This window comes from Pandoraea sp. E26 (genome assembly GCF_000681415.1).
Taxonomy (GTDB): domain Bacteria; phylum Pseudomonadota; class Gammaproteobacteria; order Burkholderiales; family Burkholderiaceae; genus Pandoraea; species Pandoraea pnomenusa.
The window spans coordinates 114,617-131,059 of sequence record NZ_AYXJ01000015.1 but is presented as its reverse complement, the minus strand read 5'-3'; the positions used below and the strand labels follow the sequence as shown (position 1 = coordinate 131,059).

16 protein-coding genes are annotated in these 16,443 nt (G+C 64.8%); 2 read left to right on the top strand and 14 right to left on the bottom strand.

Going from position 1 to position 16,443, the window contains the following annotated elements:
• Positions 1-50: 50 nt before the first annotated feature.
• From W930_RS0111465 to W930_RS0111430, 8 genes are all read right to left on the bottom strand, one after another.
• Positions 51-1,403, bottom strand: a complete 1,353-nt coding sequence (locus W930_RS0111465) for a sigma-54 dependent transcriptional regulator (protein WP_023872945.1) — start codon at positions 1,401-1,403, stop codon at positions 51-53.
• Entirely contained in the window at positions 1,403-3,391 is a 1,989-nt protein-coding gene (locus W930_RS0111460) for a sensor histidine kinase (RefSeq protein ID WP_023872944.1), read from the bottom strand. Before W930_RS0111460 ends, W930_RS0111465 begins: the two co-directional genes overlap by 1 nt.
• A gap of 168 nt (positions 3,392-3,559) precedes the next feature.
• Complete coding sequence (locus tag W930_RS0111455; protein WP_023597840.1) at positions 3,560-4,846, bottom strand: dicarboxylate/amino acid:cation symporter; 1,287 nt, start codon at positions 4,844-4,846, stop codon at positions 3,560-3,562.
• 44 nt (positions 4,847-4,890) lie between these two features.
• Positions 4,891-5,685: an ABC transporter ATP-binding protein gene (locus W930_RS0111450; RefSeq protein WP_023597841.1), complete on the bottom strand. Its 795-nt coding sequence runs from the start codon at positions 5,683-5,685 to the stop codon at positions 4,891-4,893.
• 10 nt (positions 5,686-5,695) lie between these two features.
• Positions 5,696-6,532, bottom strand: coding sequence for an ABC transporter permease (locus tag W930_RS0111445; protein WP_023597842.1), 837 nt, complete (start codon positions 6,530-6,532; stop codon positions 5,696-5,698).
• 14 nt (positions 6,533-6,546) lie between these two features.
• Positions 6,547-7,518, bottom strand: a complete 972-nt coding sequence (locus W930_RS0111440; RefSeq protein ID WP_023597843.1) for an ABC transporter substrate-binding protein — start codon at positions 7,516-7,518, stop codon at positions 6,547-6,549.
• 285 nt (positions 7,519-7,803) lie between these two features.
• Positions 7,804-8,583, bottom strand: a complete 780-nt coding sequence (locus W930_RS0111435; protein ID WP_023597844.1) for an IclR family transcriptional regulator — start codon at positions 8,581-8,583, stop codon at positions 7,804-7,806.
• Positions 8,583-9,467 (bottom strand): N-formylglutamate amidohydrolase, encoded by an 885-nt coding sequence (locus W930_RS0111430; protein ID WP_023597845.1) that lies wholly within the window; start codon positions 9,465-9,467, stop codon positions 8,583-8,585. Before W930_RS0111430 ends, W930_RS0111435 begins: the two co-directional genes overlap by 1 nt.
• Before the next feature lie 447 nt (positions 9,468-9,914).
• Between W930_RS0111430 and W930_RS0111425 the strand changes: the two genes are divergently transcribed.
• Positions 9,915-10,676: a hypothetical protein gene (locus W930_RS0111425; RefSeq protein WP_023597846.1), complete on the top strand. Its 762-nt coding sequence runs from the start codon at positions 9,915-9,917 to the stop codon at positions 10,674-10,676.
• Positions 10,677-10,696: 20 nt separating this feature from the next.
• Here W930_RS0111425 and lipA read toward each other — a convergent pair whose 3' ends face one another.
• From lipA to W930_RS29155, 4 genes are all read right to left on the bottom strand, one after another.
• Positions 10,697-11,704, bottom strand: a complete 1,008-nt coding sequence (gene lipA, locus W930_RS0111420; protein WP_023597847.1) for a lipoyl synthase — start codon at positions 11,702-11,704, stop codon at positions 10,697-10,699.
• A 23-nt stretch (positions 11,705-11,727) separates the two neighbouring features.
• The gene (gene lipB, locus W930_RS0111415) at positions 11,728-12,423 is read right to left on the bottom strand and encodes a lipoyl(octanoyl) transferase LipB (protein ID WP_023872942.1); all 696 of its coding nucleotides are present in this window, start codon (positions 12,421-12,423) and stop codon (positions 11,728-11,730) included.
• 149 nt (positions 12,424-12,572) lie between these two features.
• Positions 12,573-13,523: a DMT family transporter gene (locus W930_RS0111410; RefSeq protein WP_080685277.1), complete on the bottom strand. Its 951-nt coding sequence runs from the start codon at positions 13,521-13,523 to the stop codon at positions 12,573-12,575.
• A 184-nt stretch (positions 13,524-13,707) separates the two neighbouring features.
• Complete coding sequence (locus W930_RS29155; protein ID WP_023597850.1) at positions 13,708-14,040, bottom strand: DUF2917 domain-containing protein; 333 nt, start codon at positions 14,038-14,040, stop codon at positions 13,708-13,710.
• A gap of 100 nt (positions 14,041-14,140) precedes the next feature.
• Between W930_RS29155 and W930_RS0111400 the strand changes: the two genes are divergently transcribed.
• A complete protein-coding gene (locus tag W930_RS0111400) occupies positions 14,141-15,172 on the top strand; it encodes a transcriptional regulator GcvA (protein ID WP_023872940.1) in 1,032 nt (343 codons plus the stop codon).
• Between the two features lie 151 nt (positions 15,173-15,323).
• Here W930_RS0111400 and W930_RS0111395 read toward each other — a convergent pair whose 3' ends face one another.
• Both W930_RS0111395 and W930_RS0111390 read right to left on the bottom strand, forming a co-directional pair.
• Positions 15,324-15,596: a DUF493 family protein gene (locus tag W930_RS0111395; protein WP_024788789.1), complete on the bottom strand. Its 273-nt coding sequence runs from the start codon at positions 15,594-15,596 to the stop codon at positions 15,324-15,326.
• Positions 15,593-16,441, bottom strand: coding sequence for a D-amino acid aminotransferase (locus W930_RS0111390; protein ID WP_023872938.1), 849 nt, complete (start codon positions 16,439-16,441; stop codon positions 15,593-15,595). The genes W930_RS0111395 and W930_RS0111390 overlap by 4 nt, the downstream gene beginning before the upstream one ends.
• Positions 16,442-16,443: the final 2 nt, after the last annotated feature.

The window sequence follows — 16,443 nt, the reverse complement described above, 5'->3', positions numbered from 1 at the left end:
CGAGCATGAAAAGATAGCGCCCTTCGGGGCGCTTTTTCGTTTTGGGCGCCTCAGCGCACGCCCTCGCTCCCGTCGCCCTGCCCGCGCGTTTGCAGCCCGTAGCGCTTGAGCTTTTCGTAGAGCGTGGCCTTGGGAACGTGCAGCGCCTCGGCCGTGGCGGCCACATTTCCCTTGCTGTGTTCCAGCGCTTCTTGCAGCACCGCACGCTCGAAGCGTTCCACCTGCTCCTTGAGCGGCAAGGGTGCGAGCGAATCGCCCTCGGGCGCGCTCGCCACCCCCAGCACGAGACGGTCGGCCGCATTGCGAAGCTCGCGCACGTTACCGGGCCAGTCCGCCTGCATCAACTCCTGACGCATCCGGTCCGAGACCACCGGCGCGGGGCGGCCGTAACGCACGGCGGCGTCGAGCAGGAAGTGTTCGAACAGCGGCAGGATGTCCTCGCGGCGCTCGCGCAGCGGCGGCAAGGCGAGCGTGACCACGTTCAGCCGATAGTACAGGTCGCGGCGGAACGTGCCCGCGCGCACGAGCGCCTCCATGTCGCCCTTGGCTGCCGCCACGATGCGGCAGTCGACGCGAATCGACTGATTCGACCCGAGTCGCTCCAGCACGCCGTCCTGCAGCACGCGCAGCAGCTTGACCTGCAACGCGGCGGGCATGCTCTCGATCTCGTCGAGAAACAGCGTGCCGCCCGAGGCATGCTCCAGCTTGCCAATACGACGCTTGGCCGCGCCGGTGAACGCGCCGACCTCGTGGCCGAACATCTCGCTCTCGAAAATGGCTTCGGGCAACGCCCCGCAGTTGAGTGCGACGAACGGCGCATCGCGTCGACGCGACAATTCATGCAGGCTGCGCGCCACCAGCTCCTTGCCGGTTCCGGTGTCGCCGTTGATGAGCACCGGCGCGTCGGTCATCGCCACATTGGCAATCAACGTGCGCAGCGTCTCGATCGACGGGCTGCGGCCGATGATGCGCGACGCCCGTCCGCCCTGCTCGGCCAGTTCGCGACGCAGGGCCTGGTTCTCCAGCATCAGCTTGCGGGTTTCGAGCGCGCGCTTGGCCGACTCGATCAGACGATCCGGCGCGAAGGGCTTTTCGATGAAGTCGTACGCGCCGTCGCGAATGGCCTGCACCGCCATCGAAATGTCGCCATGGCCCGTCACGAGGATCACCGGCACTTCCGGCGCGTGCTGCCGCAGGTGCGCGAGCAGCTCCAGCCCGCTCATGCCGATCAGGCGAATGTCGGACACGACGATACCGGCGAAGTCCGGCGTGATGCGCTCGCGCGCCGCCTCGGCCGATGCGAGCCCGAAGGCGTCGAGGCCGGCGAGTTGCAGGCTTTGCAGCGTGGCGCGCCGCACGAGTTCGTCGTCTTCGACAAAAAGGATCTGGAGGTTCTTGTACATCATGCGAGGGTTGCACTGGTGCTGCGCTGTACGCGGCGCAGCGTCACGAGGAATTCGGCACCGCCGCCGGGAACATTGCGCGCCACCAGCTGGCCGCCGTTCTCCTGCGCGATGGACGATGAAATGGCGAGTCCGAGCCCCATGCCCTGCCCGCCCTCCTTGGTACTGAAAAACGGTTCGAAAAGACGCGGCATATGTGCCTCCGAAATGCCCGGCCCATTGTCGCGCACGTAAATGCGCACCCATTGCGCGTCGGCGTCGACATCGATCCAGATCGACGGCGGCGCATGCGTGCCCGACACGCTCAGCACGGCGTCGATGGCATTGCCCACCAAATTGATGAGCACCTGCTCCAGACGCAAGCCTTCACAGGCGACCTGCACGTCGTCGAGACCGTCGGCGAACATGGTGGCGACCTGGATGCCGGCCAGCCGCCCGCGCAGCAACATCAGCGAATTTTCCAGCGCGCGCCGCACCGATGCCTCCGAGTCGCCGCGCCGCGCGCGTCCGGCGAACAGCCGCAGTTGTCCCGTGATCTTGCCCATGCGATCGGTCAGCGACGCGATGGCCTCGAGGTTCTCGCGCGCCGCGTCGTGTTCACCGCGCTCGAGCAGCACGCGCGTATTGTCGGAGAAGCTGCGCAGTGCCGAGAGCGGCTGGTTGAGCTCGTGTGTGATGCCGGCGGCCATCTGTCCGAGCGCCACGAGTTTCGACGCCTGCACGAGTTCGCTCTGCGCCTCGCGCAATTCGTGCTCCGTGCGCGAGCGTTCCTGCACTTCGGTCTGCAATCGCTCGTTCGCGGATTGCAGGTCCGCCGTGCGCTCGGCCACCCGCTCGCCCAGCTCGGCGTACGCGGCCTGGAGCAGTTCCCGGCTCTTGAGCATGTCGCGCACCCGCTGGCGACGCTGATTCCAAGCCACGCCCAGCAAGCACGTGAACGCCGCCAGGCACGCCGCGGCCACCGCCGCGATCCGTGCATTGGCGATCACCTGATCGAGCGGGGCGAAGTACATGAGCGTCCAGTTCGGCTCTCCCAGCTTGCGCTGCACGGCGAGAAAGCGCCGGCTTCTGCCCGCGCCGCGACCGTCGCGCACGGTCACCACCTCGCCGTCGGCGTCGAGCCGCTCATCCTCGTGCCATGCCAGCGGCGTGATGTGCTGGTTGTAATACTGGCGCGTGCTGTTGAGCGCCGCAGTCACCTCGGGAGAGAGCGGTGCAAGCGAGCGGTACTGCCAGCGCGGCTCCGACGACAGGAACACCACGCCGTGATCGTCGGCGACCACGACCGGCTCGGAGGCGTCGGCGCCCGCGCGCTGGAACCATTCCAGATTCAACTTGACGACGACCACGCCGCGAATCGCGCCATCCACCAGGATCGGCTGGGAAACGAAATAGCCCGGCTCGCCTGAGGTGGTGCCCACGCCGTAGAACCGGCCGAGCGCGCCCTTGATAGCGTCGATGAAATACGGGCGGAAGCGGTACTCCTGTCCGACGAATGTGGCCTTCTCGCGCCAGTTGCTCGCTGCCAGGGCGAGGCCATTGGCATCGATCACGTAGGCGGCCGAGGCCTTGGCGCGGTGGTTCACATCGAACAGATAATCGTTGGCGCGTTGCACGACCGCGCGGTCTTTGGGATTGCGCAGCAGATCGTGCACATAGGGGTGCAGCGACAACAGGTAGGGCAGGAATTCGTAGCGGTCGACGGTGCTGCGCAGGCTTCCGGCATAGCGCTCGACGCGCGCGCCGGCATTCACGCGCAGATCGGCCACGCCGCGCTGCCAGCTCAGGGCGTAAGTCAACCAGCAGAACAGGACGCTCGCCAACAGCATGACGACGATCCACGACCAACGGCGCATCGGCACGGTCCTCTCGAGTTCGATGGGGACTTCGTCGCGCCGGCGATCCGGTGACCTCGCGCGCGCGTCGGCGGCACTCGCGGGCGAGTCGCGGCGGCATGCGCGGATCAGGGTGTCGTACAGGGTGGCCATTGGGGCGCTGGGTACCGAAGGACCACCGGGCGGCGAAGCTCAGGCGCTATTGTGCCTGTGCCGCGCCGCCCGGTGGCGAACGTGGGTGTGGCAGCGGGTTTCATGTCCGGCCGGCGCCGGCGCGCGAACCGAGTCGCGCACCGCACTGGCCGCCGCTGCCGCCGGCCGTCAGGCCAGCTCCGGACCTTGCTTGCCAGCCATCGCGTCGGCCAGCTTCTTGCGATCGAGCTCCTTCTCCCAGGCCGACACGACGATCGTGGCCACGCCGTTGCCGACGAGGTTCGTCAGCGCGCGGCATTCGCTCATGAAGCGGTCGATACCGAGAATCAGCACCATACCGGCCACCGGGATCGTCGGAATCACGGCGAGCGTGGCGGCCAGCGTGATGAAGCCGGCGCCGGTCACGCCCGAGGCGCCCTTCGAGGTCAGCATCGCCACGGCGAGCAGCGTGAGCTGCTGGCCCCAGGTCAGGTCGATGTTGGTGGCCTGCGCGATGAACAGCACCGCCATCGTCATGTAGATGTTCGTGCCGTCGAGGTTGAACGAGTAGCCGGTCGGAATCACCAGACCGACCACCGACTTCGAGCAACCGGCCTTCTCCATCTTTTCCATGAGGTGCGGGAGTGCGGCTTCCGACGAGCTGGTCCCCAGCACGATCAACAGTTCCTCCTTGATATAAGCGAGGTAGCGGAAGATCGAGAAGCCGGTGAACTTGGCAATCAGCCCGAGCACCACGATCACGAACAGGAACGCCGTGAGGTAGAACGTGCCCATGAGCTTGGCCAGCGGCACCAGCGAGGCGATACCGTACTTGCCGATCGTGAAGGCCATCGCACCGAAGGCGCCCAGCGGCGCCACCTTGGTGATGATGTGCACCACGCGGAAGAGCACGCCCGACACGCTGTCGATCCAGTTCGTGACCACGCGGCCACGCTCGCCGATCGCGCCCAGCGCGGCGCCGAACAGAATCGCGATCACGAGGATCTGCAGAATTTCACCCTTGGCGAACGCGTCGGTGATCGTGCTCGGAATCAGGTGAAGCAGGAAGTCGACGAACGTCTCGCCATGTGCCGCCTTCGCGGCATAGCCGGCGATCGCCTTCGGATCGAGCGAGTTGATGTCGACGTTGAAGCCCGCACCCGGCTTAAGGATGTGAGTCGCGGCCAGACCGATGATCAGCGCGAGCGTCGAGACGATCTCGAAGTAGATCAGGGCCTTGCCGCCGACGCGGCCGACCTTCTTCATGTCTTCCATGCCGGCGATGCCGGTCACGACGGTACAGAAGATCACCGGACCGATGATCATCTTGATCAGTTTGATGAACGCATCGCCGAGCGGCTTCATCTGCACGGCAAGGTCGGGCTTGAAGTGCCCAAGCAGCACGCCGATGACGATGGCGATGAGCACCTGCACGTACAGGATGCGGTAAAAGGGTTTCTTGGTCTGGGTTTGCATGTCGTTTCCTCTTCAGGCGGCGGGGCAAGCCACCGCCCTTGTTATCAATCCGCGGTGACGCCGCGAATCTCGCTTTGCGCAAAGCGCATTTGCTCCTCCATCACCATCTGGGCCAACGTCTTCTTCAGTTCGTTGAATTCGCTGCCCGCCGTGTCGCGCGGACGGGGTAGTTCGATGACCACGTCTTGCTTGACCGTGCCCGGCCGGTACGTCATGACGACGACCCGGTCGGCCAGATAGATCGACTCCTCGATGCTGTGCGTGACGAAAATGATCGTCTTCCTGAACTCCTCCCAGATGCGCAGCAGCTCGTCCTGCAGCGTGCGGCGCGTGAGCGCGTCGAGCGCACCGAACGGCTCGTCCATGAGCAGGATCGGGCTGTCGAGCGCGAGCACGCGCGCAATCGCCACGCGCTGGCGCATGCCGCCGGACAGATCGCGCGGAAACCGGTCGCGGAATTCGCGCAGGTTGAGCTTGCCCAGCAGCAGGTCCACGCGCTCGTTGATCTCGGCGCGCTTCATGCCCTTGATCTCCAGCCCGAACGCGATGTTCTGCGCCACGGTCATCCACGGGAACAGCGCGTACTCCTGGAACACCATGCCGCGATCCGGGCCCGGCTCGGCGGCCGCACCGGCGCGCCCGTCGATGCGGATCGTGCCCGAGCTCGGCTGCACGAAGCCTGCCAGCGCGTTGAGCAGCGTCGACTTGCCGCAACCCGAGGGGCCAAGCAGGCAGACGAACTCGCCCGCGGCGATATTCAGGTCGATGTCCTTGAGCGCGTCGACGACGCCGCCGGGAATGGGGAACTGCTTGTTGACGTGTTCGATTTCGATGAGCATGTCGTTCGCCTCACTTGGTTTCGAGACCACGGTGCCACTTGAGCAGGTGGTTGTTGAGGCGATCCATGCCCAGATCGATGACCAGGCCGAGCAGACCGATGGTGAGCATGCCGGCGATGATCTTGTCCGACCACATGTACTCGCGCGCTTCCAGAATGCGGTAGCCCAGGCCGTTGTTCACGGCGATCATCTCGGCCACGATCACGACGATGAAAGCCGTGCCGATGCCGATCCGAACACCCGACAGAATGTAAGGCGTGGCCGCCGGCATGATCACGCGGCGAAAGATCGTGAACTGGTTCGCACCGAGGTTGCGCGCGGCACGCAGGTAGATGCCGTCGACATGACGCACGCCGGCGATCGTGTTCATCAGCACCGGGAAGAACGCCCCGAGCGCGATGAGGAAGAACGCGGGCGGGTTGCCCAGGCCGAACCAGAGAATGGCCAGCGGAATGTAGGCGATCGGCGGGATCGGCCGCACCACCTGCACCAGCGGATTGAACAAGCCGTAGACGCGCGTGCTCGTGCCCATGAGCAGCCCCAGCGGCAATGCGATCACGGTGCCCGCGAGAAAGCCCATGACGACGCGGTACAGGCTGTGCGTGGCGTCCATGAGCAACTCGCTCGATTGCAGCCACGCGCCGAAGCCCTCGGCCATCGTCACGGTCGGTTTGAGGTATTGCCACCATTTGGCCACCACGGCCAGGGGTGACGGAAGAATGATCGGGTTGATCCACCCGAGGCCCGTGACGATCTGCCAGAGCGCCAGGACCGCGAGCGGAATCAGCACGCCACGCAGGATTCGCGTGGCGCGCGAGACGCCCGAATTAGCAAGGACAGCGGCCATCCGTGCGCCCCGCCTTACTTGATGTTGAGCTTGGCCTTGGCCTTGGCGAGCAGGTCGAGCTTGACCCAGTCGCTGGCCTTCGGCACCGGATCCTGCAGCTTGCCCACGCCGTACTTCTTCATGAGGTCGGTCGTGAGCTGCACATGCGAGAGGCTCAGGTCGTAGCTATACGGCGAGTTGCCGATCGCGTCGGTGAAATCCTGCGACGTGATCTGGTTCTTGAACATGTCCTCACGCACGTACTTCTCGGCCGCTTGCGGATTCTTGATGAAGTAGTCGGTCGCCTCCACGAACGCGTACATCAGGCGCTGGGCGACGTCCGGCTTTTCCTTGTAGAGCTTCTCGGTGATCACGAGCGCGCGCACCGGCTCGCCGATCGGCGTGTCGTACGGCTTGAGCACTTCCACACCGAAGCCCTTGTTGATGGCTTGCGAGGCTTGCGGCTCGGACTGGCACATGGCGTCGATGCTGCCGGCGGCGAGCGCCTGGTTCAGGTCGGCGAACGCCATGAACATGATCTGCACGTCCTTGCCGGGCTGATCCGACCACGTGAGACCGGCCTTGGCCAGCTCGGCGTAGAGAATCAGTTCCTGAGCGCCGCCACGGGCCACGCCCACCTTCTTGCCCTTGAGGTCGGCCACCTTGGTGATCGATTCGCCCTTCTTCGCGACGAGGCGCACACCGCCCTTCGCGAAGCCGGCCACGGCATAGATCGGCGCGCCCTGTGCACGACCCGCGATGGCGGCGTCAAGCGCACTTGCCGACACGTCGATTTGCCCCGCCACGATCGCCGGCATGATGTCCACGCCCTTGGCGAACATGCGCTCCTCGATCTTCAGACCGTACTTGGGTCCGATCACCTTCATGTACGACACCGCACCGTAGTGAGCGAACTTCAGGTTGCCCAGACGCACCAGATCGTCGGCGGCGAAAGCGTGTAGCGAGGCCGCGCACAGCGCTGCGGCGGCAAGACATTGCTTGAACATAGGGTCTCCTCTCTTATTGGATCGGCTTGCCTGATTTTTCCGGATTTCCGTTGGCACCCCGGACAACGCGGCAGCACACGACCAATAAAGCAAAACCTATGCCAATGACACAAGTCATTGATTTTAAAGTGTCAAACTGAGGAAAACCCGATAGTCAGCAATACGGAAATCCAGAAAACCGGCGGACAGTCATTCTGGATTTCCGGAAAATCGGGCGACGCGACGAGGAGCCCCCCCCCCGGCGGCGGCCGGGGTGTGTCGCGGTAACGCGGCGTGCTGCCGGCGTCAGGCCGAAAGGGCTTCCGGCACCGGCGTCTGGTAACCGAGGGCAGCGGAGATTTCGGCGGCGCATGCCGACAGGCGCGACGAGATATCGGGCAGCAGGGCACGCGTCATGCGCGACGAAGGTCCCGAAGCCGACAGGGAGGCGATGACCTCACCAGAGGCGTCGCGCACGGGCACGGCCACGGACACTGCCTCGGGGGCGAGTTCGCCGAAGCTCACGGCGCAATCCTGACGTCGCACATTGAGCAACTCGGCCGCCAGTTCGTCTCGCTCGATGAGCGTGCCGGCCGTGAATCGCTTGCGGGGTCGGCCGAGCACCTGCGCACGCACGTCATCCGAGGCGAACGCAAGCAACACGCGTCCCGAGGCGCCGACGTACAGCGGTCGGCGATTGCCGACCACGCCGTGCACGCGCAGTTCGTGCGTCGATTCGACGCGCGCCACGCACAGCGATTCGAGGCCATCGCGCACGCGCAGTTGGATGTTTTCGTTGAGCGCCCGGTTAAGGGACTGGAGGTGACGATGCGCCACCTTCACGAGATTCACCTGCTCGTGCCCGGCCACGCCGAGCACCAGCGCCTGCGCGCCGAGCACATAGGTCACCGGACTCCCCTCGCGCACCACCCAGCGGTGTTGTTCCAGCGTCGCCAACAGACGAAACGCCCGTGATTTGTTGAGACCGGCGCGCTGCGCCAGTTCCGTCACACCCAGGCCGGGGCATTCCCCGACCAGCGACAGCAGCGTGAGCGCCGTGTCGACCGAAGCGACTGTGTAGTCCATCAAACTTCCTCGCTATGTTGTTCGGCATAGGCGGCGAGTGCCGCCGCGAATTGGCCCAGTTGCGATTGCAGCGTCGAGAAACCGTCATGCTTCTCGCCGTGCGATTCGTTCAGGTAAAGCGCCTGGCTCAGTTCGATCTGCACACTGTGGCGCCGCTCGGCCGGGCGCCCGAAGTGGCGCACCAGATCGCCACCGCGATAGGGCGTGTTGTAGGCCACCCGATAGCCCAGGCGCGTCAATGCGGCAATGACCCAGCGCGAGAACGCCGGGTCGGCCGTGGTGCCGTCGCCGTCGCTCACCACGATGTCGGGGCGCGACATGCCGGCGTCAGGGTCCAGCGCGCCGCCGCGCGAGCTCATCGAATGACAGTCCAGATGCCAGACCACGCCGTGGCGCTGCCAGGCCGCATCAAGGGCATCGCGCAGCGCGTGTCGATACGGCAGGTAGTAGTCATGGATGCGGCGCTCGACTTCGGCCACCGTCAGCCGCCGGTCGTACAGCGGCACATTGGGTGCGGCGAAGCGGTGCAGCAGTCCGACGCCGCGTTCGCTGTAGGCTTGCGGACGCGCGTCGTGCGGCCACAGGCTCGCGAGCAATTCGGGATCGATGTCGTGCTCGGCGCGATTCGGGTCGATGTACGCCCGGGGAAACAGGGCGGCGACAAGCGTCGCGCCGTGATGGGTGGCGACCGACCACAGTTCGTCCACGTGGGCGTCCCCACACGCGAGAATCGCCGCGGTCGGCGCGATGGTGTCGAAATCCGGTGGAAACACGTGACCGCTGTGCGGCGCGTCGATCACCAGCGGCAGGTCTTTTCCGCAGCCCGCCGAGCCCCTTTGCGGTGCTTCCACAAAATACCGGCCCTCGGTGACCTGACGGGACATGCCCTCTCCTTGCGTGCATCCGTGACTTCCCCTCGCCGGAAGCCCGTGGCGAGCCCATTGTTTTGCCAAGCAAAACAAGGTTCGAATATTTTGAAACAACCAGCAGGCATCGACAAGGCACGGCTTGTTACAACATATTTCGGGAGCGCGAAGCCGGGGATGTCGGCGGCGAAACGAAATTTACGCGGCGTTCACGGCAGATGGCGGCAATTTGAAACGCTTTTGCCCTCGCACCCATGTCATCGTGGCGCGTATCACGTCATGAAGCGGGCGCGGCGTGTGACGCCACGTAAACCAACTGACCCACCGGCAGGCAGCGCCGGGCTTAGATGGCAGTCCGAGCCCGGGCCAACGTGCCTGTCAACGTATACAGGTGCGCAATATGACTTCGGCATATAGATTCGAACCACATCGCGCCGATCTGGCGCACACGAACAGGAGAACGTCATGACCATGCACAGCACTTCGAATGCGATCTCACTTGTGGATCTCTCGTTTCCGCGGTCGACCGGACGTCCGCCACCGAAGGCGGGTATCGAGGATGACAATGCGAAGCTGATACACGAGCCGCGGTTTGCCGGATCGTTCGTCGAAGGGTCGATGAACGTCAGTGAACTGTCACCAGGTCTTTGGGGCGCGACGTTGGAGATGACGATGCTGAGCGCGAGCGCCGAGAAGACCATCGCGGTCGCGAAAAGTCTCTTTGAGAAGTATCCGGAATACCTCGTCAATAACGACTACCGCGTGATCTTTTCGTACGAGCGCATGGGGCTGCGCATTCCGCCAGGCGCCGCTCTGGAGGAGACGCTCAGCGGCGTTCCAGGCTTCCAGCGCTGGATCAATCTCCTCTGGACCACCGAGTATCGAGTCGGGCTCGGTGCGTACTTTCAACTGACTTCGGCCGGCCCACTCGTGCATGGCGAAGGCAACGAAATCCGACCGACGTTGATGTTCATGCCGACCATTGAGGGCGCAAATCAGGATCGACTCATCCAAGCCGTGAGGTCGCGTCAGTACGTCCTTTTACAACAGGGCGTGGGCATCAGCGCCCCGGGCAAGCCTACGATCATCCACACCAATGGCGGCGCACACTACACCGAACATCCGGATTTTGGCGTGGTGCCCGGTGGGCTCGGATTCATCGATCTTCGAAACTGGGACGGTGAATCGCGCGACTTCACGATGGCCGATCTGGGCAAGATCGAATAACGAGCAGGCCGCGCGCCCGCTCAAATGGCGTCGGCCACCCCGGCTTCGTGTGCCTGCACGTCCGCGTGATAGCTCGAACGCACCATCGCGCCCACGGCTGCGTGCGTGAAGCCCATCTTGTAGGCTTCTTCCTCGAACATCTTGAACGTGTCCGGCGTGACGTAGCGGCGCACCGGCAGATGGTGCTCGGACGGCTGGAGGTATTGACCGATGGTCAGCATGTCGACGTTGTGTGCACGCAGATCGCGCATCACGTCGAGGATCTCTTCGTCCGTTTCGCCCAGGCCGACCATGAGGCCCGACTTGGTCGAGACGTCGGGATGCTTCGCCTTGAATTCCTTCAGAAGCGTGAGCGAATGCTGGTAGTCCGAACCCGGACGCGCTTCTTTGTATAGGCGCGGCACCGTTTCGAGGTTGTGGTTCATCACATCGGGCGGTGCGGCATTGAGAATGCCGAGCGCGCGATCGAGGCGGGCGCGGAAGTCCGGCGTCAGAATCTCGATGCGGGTTTGCGGCGAGAGCTCTCGCACGTGGCGGATGCAGTCGACGAAATGCTGGGCGCCGCCGTCGCGCAGATCGTCGCGATCCACGCTCGTGATCACCACGTATTTCAGACGCATGGCCGCGATGGTCTTCGCCAGGTTCAGCGGTTCATCGGCGTCGAGCGGATCGGGGCGGCCATGGCCGACGTCGCAGAACGGGCAGCGGCGCGTGCACTTGTCGCCCATGATCATGAACGTGGCCGTGCCCTTGCCGAAGCACTCGCCGATGTTCGGGCAGCTCGCCTCTTCGCACACCGTGTGAAGGTTGTGCTCGCGCAGGATCTGCTTGATTTCGTAAAAGCGCGACGTATGCGTGGCCGCCTTCACACGAATCCATTCCGGCTTCTTCAGACGCTCGACCGGCACGATCTTGATCGGGATGCGCGCCGTCTTGGCTTGCGACTTCTGCTTGGCGGTGGCGTCGTATTCGCCGTCGATCGTGCGAACTTCCTTGTTCGCGTTGTCGTTCTGAGTCACGGTGGTCATGTTGGGGCTTTCCAGACGTCCATTCAGGCGGCGGCGTTTGCGCCGGAAGTCGGCGCGGCGACGGCCGTCGCGGTGTGCTGTTCGAGGTGATGACCGAGTTGCTGCGCCAGTCGCGCGGCCACTTCGTCCCAGCGGGGTGCCACGCCCAGCGTGGCCATGTCTACGGTTTGCAGACCGGCGTAGCCGCACGGGTTGATCCACTCGAACGGACGCAGATCCATGGCGACGTTGAGCGACACGCCGTGATAGCTGCATCCGTTGCGGATCTTCAATCCAAGCGCGGCGATTTTCGCACCGGCATGCGCTGCGGTGCCGTCACCGGGACTTACATAGATGCCCGGTGCGCCGGCCCGGCGCTCAACCTCGAGATTATACGCTCCGAGGGTGTCGATCACTGCCTGCTCGATCAAACGCACCATTTCGCGCACACCGAGCTTGCGCCGACGCAAGTCCACGAGCAGGTAGACAACGACCTGACCGGGGCCGTGATATGTGATCTGGCCGCCACGGTCGACTTTGACGAGCGGAATGCCGGTGTCGGCGACGAGCAGATGGGCCGGATCGCCGGCCAGTCCGAGCGTGTAGACCGGCGGATGCTGGACGATCCAGAACTGGTCGGGGCCGTGCGGGCCGCGCGTGTCGGTGTAGGCACGCATGGCGTCGAACGATGTGGCGTAGTCTTCGGTGCCGCGCCAGCACACTTCGATCGGGGAGGTCATGCCCGCAATTTTATCGAAACCGGCACAGTCTTGCTCGCAGCCCCGCCACAAGGGCGTCCGCGGCCGGTGTTGCCCGGGCGCAACGGTGTCCACCGCCCCGTTTGCGCCGATTGGCCTTCCCGCTGGCCGATGGCGTGCTCCGCGCGCCGTCAGGCGACCTTTCGCACCGCAGGCGCGCCGATCCCCCGAGCGTATCCGCCGGCGGCGAGCAGAATCATCACGCCGCCCAGCCACTGCGTCGGATGCAACACAATGCCGAACGCCAGGAAGTCGACCGCCACCGCCACGACCGGATAAACGAAGCCGAAGACCGCGAGACTCGATGTCGACGCCTTCTGAAACGCCCCGTAGAGCAGCAAATACATAAAGGTCGTGTGGAAAAGCCCCAGCGTCACGATAGCCCCGATCTCGCGCGGTGCCGAAGGCAGATGGCGGAAATCGGCCATCCAGACGAAAACGACCGCGCCAATGACCATATGCAGCGCCGCGATGATCTCCGGGCGGATCGTGCCCGCCAGTTTCTTGGTAAACAGCGTGGTCGCCGCATAAAGCGACGCCGCGGCGAGCGCGCTGGCCACGCCGAGCAGGTAACCCTGACCGTGCGCGCCGCCGGGCTCCGCCAGAATCACCAGCCCGGCAAACGCCACGCCCAGACATCCCAGGGTCGCCATCGACGGGCGCTCGCGGGTCACGACCACGCTCGCGAGCACGAGCAGGAACGGCTGGACGTTATAGACGACCGTCGTGATGCCGACCGAGGTCAGCCGGTACGCCGTGAACAGGAAATACCAGTTCGACACGAGCGTAATGGCGCCCAGGGTCACATTCACGATTTGCCAGCGCGCCATGCGCAGGCCGCGCCAGTAGCCACGCCAGGCGCACCAGGCGCACAGGCTGGTCGCCCCGATCAGGCACCGGAAAAACACGACGTTGAGCGCCGGTTGCCCCGACATCAGCACGAAGTAACCGATCGTCCCCGAGATCACCATGGCGGCAATCATCAAAAGGCGGCCAAGGCGCTCGTCGGCCTGAACGTGACGGGACGGCGTGTCGGTCTGCGGTGGGCACGACATGGGGGCGGGAGATGAAGCTCGGGTCATCAGGCAGGGACTTCTCTGATTTTGACGTGCTATAGACGGCTTTCGAACGGATTATTGCGCGCCTTGTTGTGAATTCGATTGACATATCGGGCGTGACGGCACCAGTGCCTGAGACGAAAAACGCGCTCCCCGGCGAATTTCGCCTCGGAGCGCGTGGCGTCGACGGACCGACGTGCGCTACGCTTCAGGCTGCCGCCGTGCAGGAGTTCGCCTCACGCGCCGCACGCCGTCCGGCGAGCCACTTGCGCAGCACGCGAACGAGCGGGAAGCGGTGCGCTACCTCGCGCTCGAGCGCCGCTTCGGCGTCGGCATCGGCGGAGATCCAGTAGCGGCGCCCGGGCTCGACGGCAAGCCGCTGACCGGGCATCAGCCAATAATCGCGCGGATCGCCTGCCCGAGTGACCCAAACCGCCGATCCGCGCGCAACCAGCGTATGCTCGTGGTGCAGGTCGAGGGCGATGACTTCCCCCGGACGAATACCGTAGAAGTACTGCACCTTTGTCAAATTGTTTTGCATTTTACGACCCCCACTCAGTGCGAGACAATGACTGAATCATAGGGACTGCCAAGCGCCGTACCAAACGACATATTTTCACGGCCTTGCGAATAGGGCTCACATGGACCTTCGGAGACTTCCCAACCTGAGCGCCTTGCGCGCCTTCGAGGCGGCTGCCCGCCTGGAGAGTTTCTCCCGCGCCGCGGAGGAGCTGTTCGTCACACACGGCGCCATCAGCCACCAGATCCGCGCGCTGGAGCAGGAGCTCGGCACCACGCTCTTCGCACGCAACGGCAAGCGCATCAGCATCACGCCAGCGGGACGCCAGTACGCCACGTCGATCCGCGCCGCGCTCGACGATATCGCGCAAGCCACGCGCAAATTGCAGGCGGGCACGCGCAGCGAGCGGCGCCTGGTGCTCACGACCATGCCGTCGTTCGCCAGTCGATGGCTCACGCCGCGCATCGGGCGCTTCATCGATCGTCATCCCGAGCTGGAAGTGGAATTGCGTTGCAGCGCGCACCTGATCGACTTCGAACGCGACGACGTGGACGTCGCGCTGCGCATGGGCAAGGGCAACTGGCCCGGCTTGCACATCGAGAAGGTGCTCGACGACGTGTTCTTTCCGGCTTGCAGCCCGGTCTACAACGGGGGGCAGTTGCCGCACACCGCCGAGGAGTTCCGGCGCAGCACACTGCTTCGCTCCGAGGGAGAGCCCTGGGCGCCCTGGTTCGCGGCCGCCGGGTTCGAGCTGCCCGAACCGACGCAAGGCATGATGTACGAAGACTCGGGGATGTTGTCGCAGGCGGCGATCGTCGGTCAGGGCGTGGCGCTCGTACGTCGCTCTCTCGCCGTGGGCGACATCATGGCGGGCCGGCTCGTGCGGCTCTCCGACGTGGACACGCCGTGCGAGTGGGATTACTACTTCGTCTGCCCGCCAGCGGTGCTGGAAACGCAGCGCGTCCAGGCGTTCCGGACGTGGTTTCTGGAGGAATTGGCGGCGTTCGAATCGGTGAAGCACATGCAGCGCCGTCCGACGCAGCCGACTCCCGCGGCGCTGGCGGCCGACATTGCCGCCACGGCGGGCGGGCGAATGGGCCTCGACGCCGCCCCCGCGTTGCCGCCCGACGACGGCGCACCCACACACGCGTGAAGTGCTTATCGGCGCATCAGGCGCGGCGAGGACATTAGACACCCCAGGCGCCGCAGGCACCCAAGGTACCTTGCGCGCACGAGGCGCCACGGGCGCAACATCCCGATGCGCGAGCCCCGCATACGCGCCGGGCTCGCCCTGACCACGCCGCTTACAGCACGACCTTGACCATCGGATGGCCGGTAAGTGCACGATAAATGTCGTCGAGATGCGCCTTCGAGTGCGCGCGCACCGTGACCGTCAGGCCGAGGTACTTGCCCGAGCTCGACGGACGCATTTCCACGGTGGCGGAATCGAACTGCGCATCAAACTCGCGCAGCAGCGCCACGATGGCGTCGGCGAAACCGTCCTGCGTCGCGCCCATGACCTTGATCGGGAAGTCGCACGGAAATTCGAGCAGGCTTTCCTTCTTTTCCGTCGTCATAGTGCCTCCTTGGCCCGCTGATAGGCCGCGTAGAGCGCGCGGAAAACGGGGCCCGGCTTGCCGTCGCCCACCGGTTTGCCGTCGAGCGTGACCACGGCGAGCACTTCCTTCGTGGCCGACGTGATGAGCAGTTCGTCGGCGTCACGCACTTCCGCCTCGCTGACCGGACGCTCATGGAACGCAATGCCGCACTCGCGCGCAAACGTCTCGAGCGCACCGTAACGGATGCCCTCGAGGATTCGATTATCGCGCGGCGGGGCGAACATTTCACCGCCCTTGACGACCCACACGTTGCTCGACGACGCCTCGGTCAGATTGCCGTCGCGGAACTGGATCGTTTCCTGCACTTCGTGATCGGCGGCGTACTGCGCCATCAGCACGTTCCCCAACAGCGAGGTCGACTTGATGTGGCAGTTCAGCCAGCGGCGATCCTCGTGCGTGACCGCCCCCACGCCGTGCTCCACCTTTTCGCGCCCCGGCAGCGTGAGCGGCGTTGCGATGCCGAACACGGTCGGAGCGATGTCCTTTGGAAACGTATGCTGACGCGGTGCCACGCCCCGCGTAACCTGAACGTAGATGCTGTGCGGGTCGGCGGCGCACGTGGCCGACAGGCGCGCGAACAAAGCCTCCCATTCGGCGCGCGTGTACGGGTTGGCGATGCGAATCTCCGCGAGGCTGCGCTCGAGCCGGTCGAGGTGCTGCGCAAGACGGAACGGCTTGCCGTGATAGACCGGCACGACTTCGTAAATGCCGTCGCCGAACAGGAAACCGCGATCGAGTACGGAAATCTTCGCATCGGCGAGCGCGATCAGCTCGCCGTTGAGCCAGACAGTGGGGTTGTCCATGG

Coding starts and splice junctions, on each gene's coding strand:
- W930_RS0111465 (WP_023872945.1), bottom strand. CDS start 1,403: ATGTACAAGAACCTCCAGATCCTTTTTGTCGAAGACGACGAACTCGTG.
- W930_RS0111460 (WP_023872944.1), bottom strand. CDS start 3,391: ATGGCCACCCTGTACGACACCCTGATCCGCGCATGCCGCCGCGACTCG.
- W930_RS0111455 (WP_023597840.1), bottom strand. CDS start 4,846: ATGCAAACCCAGACCAAGAAACCCTTTTACCGCATCCTGTACGTGCAG.
- W930_RS0111450 (WP_023597841.1), bottom strand. CDS start 5,685: ATGCTCATCGAAATCGAACACGTCAACAAGCAGTTCCCCATTCCCGGC.
- W930_RS0111445 (WP_023597842.1), bottom strand. CDS start 6,532: ATGGCCGCTGTCCTTGCTAATTCGGGCGTCTCGCGCGCCACGCGAATC.
- W930_RS0111440 (WP_023597843.1), bottom strand. CDS start 7,518: ATGTTCAAGCAATGTCTTGCCGCCGCAGCGCTGTGCGCGGCCTCGCTA.
- W930_RS0111435 (WP_023597844.1), bottom strand. CDS start 8,583: ATGGACTACACAGTCGCTTCGGTCGACACGGCGCTCACGCTGCTGTCG.
- W930_RS0111430 (WP_023597845.1), bottom strand. CDS start 9,467: ATGTCCCGTCAGGTCACCGAGGGCCGGTATTTTGTGGAAGCACCGCAA.
- W930_RS0111425 (WP_023597846.1), top strand. CDS start 9,915: ATGACCATGCACAGCACTTCGAATGCGATCTCACTTGTGGATCTCTCG.
- lipA (WP_023597847.1), bottom strand. CDS start 11,704: ATGACCACCGTGACTCAGAACGACAACGCGAACAAGGAAGTTCGCACG.
- lipB (WP_023872942.1), bottom strand. CDS start 12,423: ATGACCTCCCCGATCGAAGTGTGCTGGCGCGGCACCGAAGACTACGCC.
- W930_RS0111410 (WP_080685277.1), bottom strand. CDS start 13,523: ATGACCCGAGCTTCATCTCCCGCCCCCATGTCGTGCCCACCGCAGACC.
- W930_RS29155 (WP_023597850.1), bottom strand. CDS start 14,040: ATGCAAAACAATTTGACAAAGGTGCAGTACTTCTACGGTATTCGTCCG.
- W930_RS0111400 (WP_023872940.1), top strand. CDS start 14,141: ATGGACCTTCGGAGACTTCCCAACCTGAGCGCCTTGCGCGCCTTCGAG.
- W930_RS0111395 (WP_024788789.1), bottom strand. CDS start 15,596: ATGACGACGGAAAAGAAGGAAAGCCTGCTCGAATTTCCGTGCGACTTC.
- W930_RS0111390 (WP_023872938.1), bottom strand. CDS start 16,441: ATGGACAACCCCACTGTCTGGCTCAACGGCGAGCTGATCGCGCTCGCC.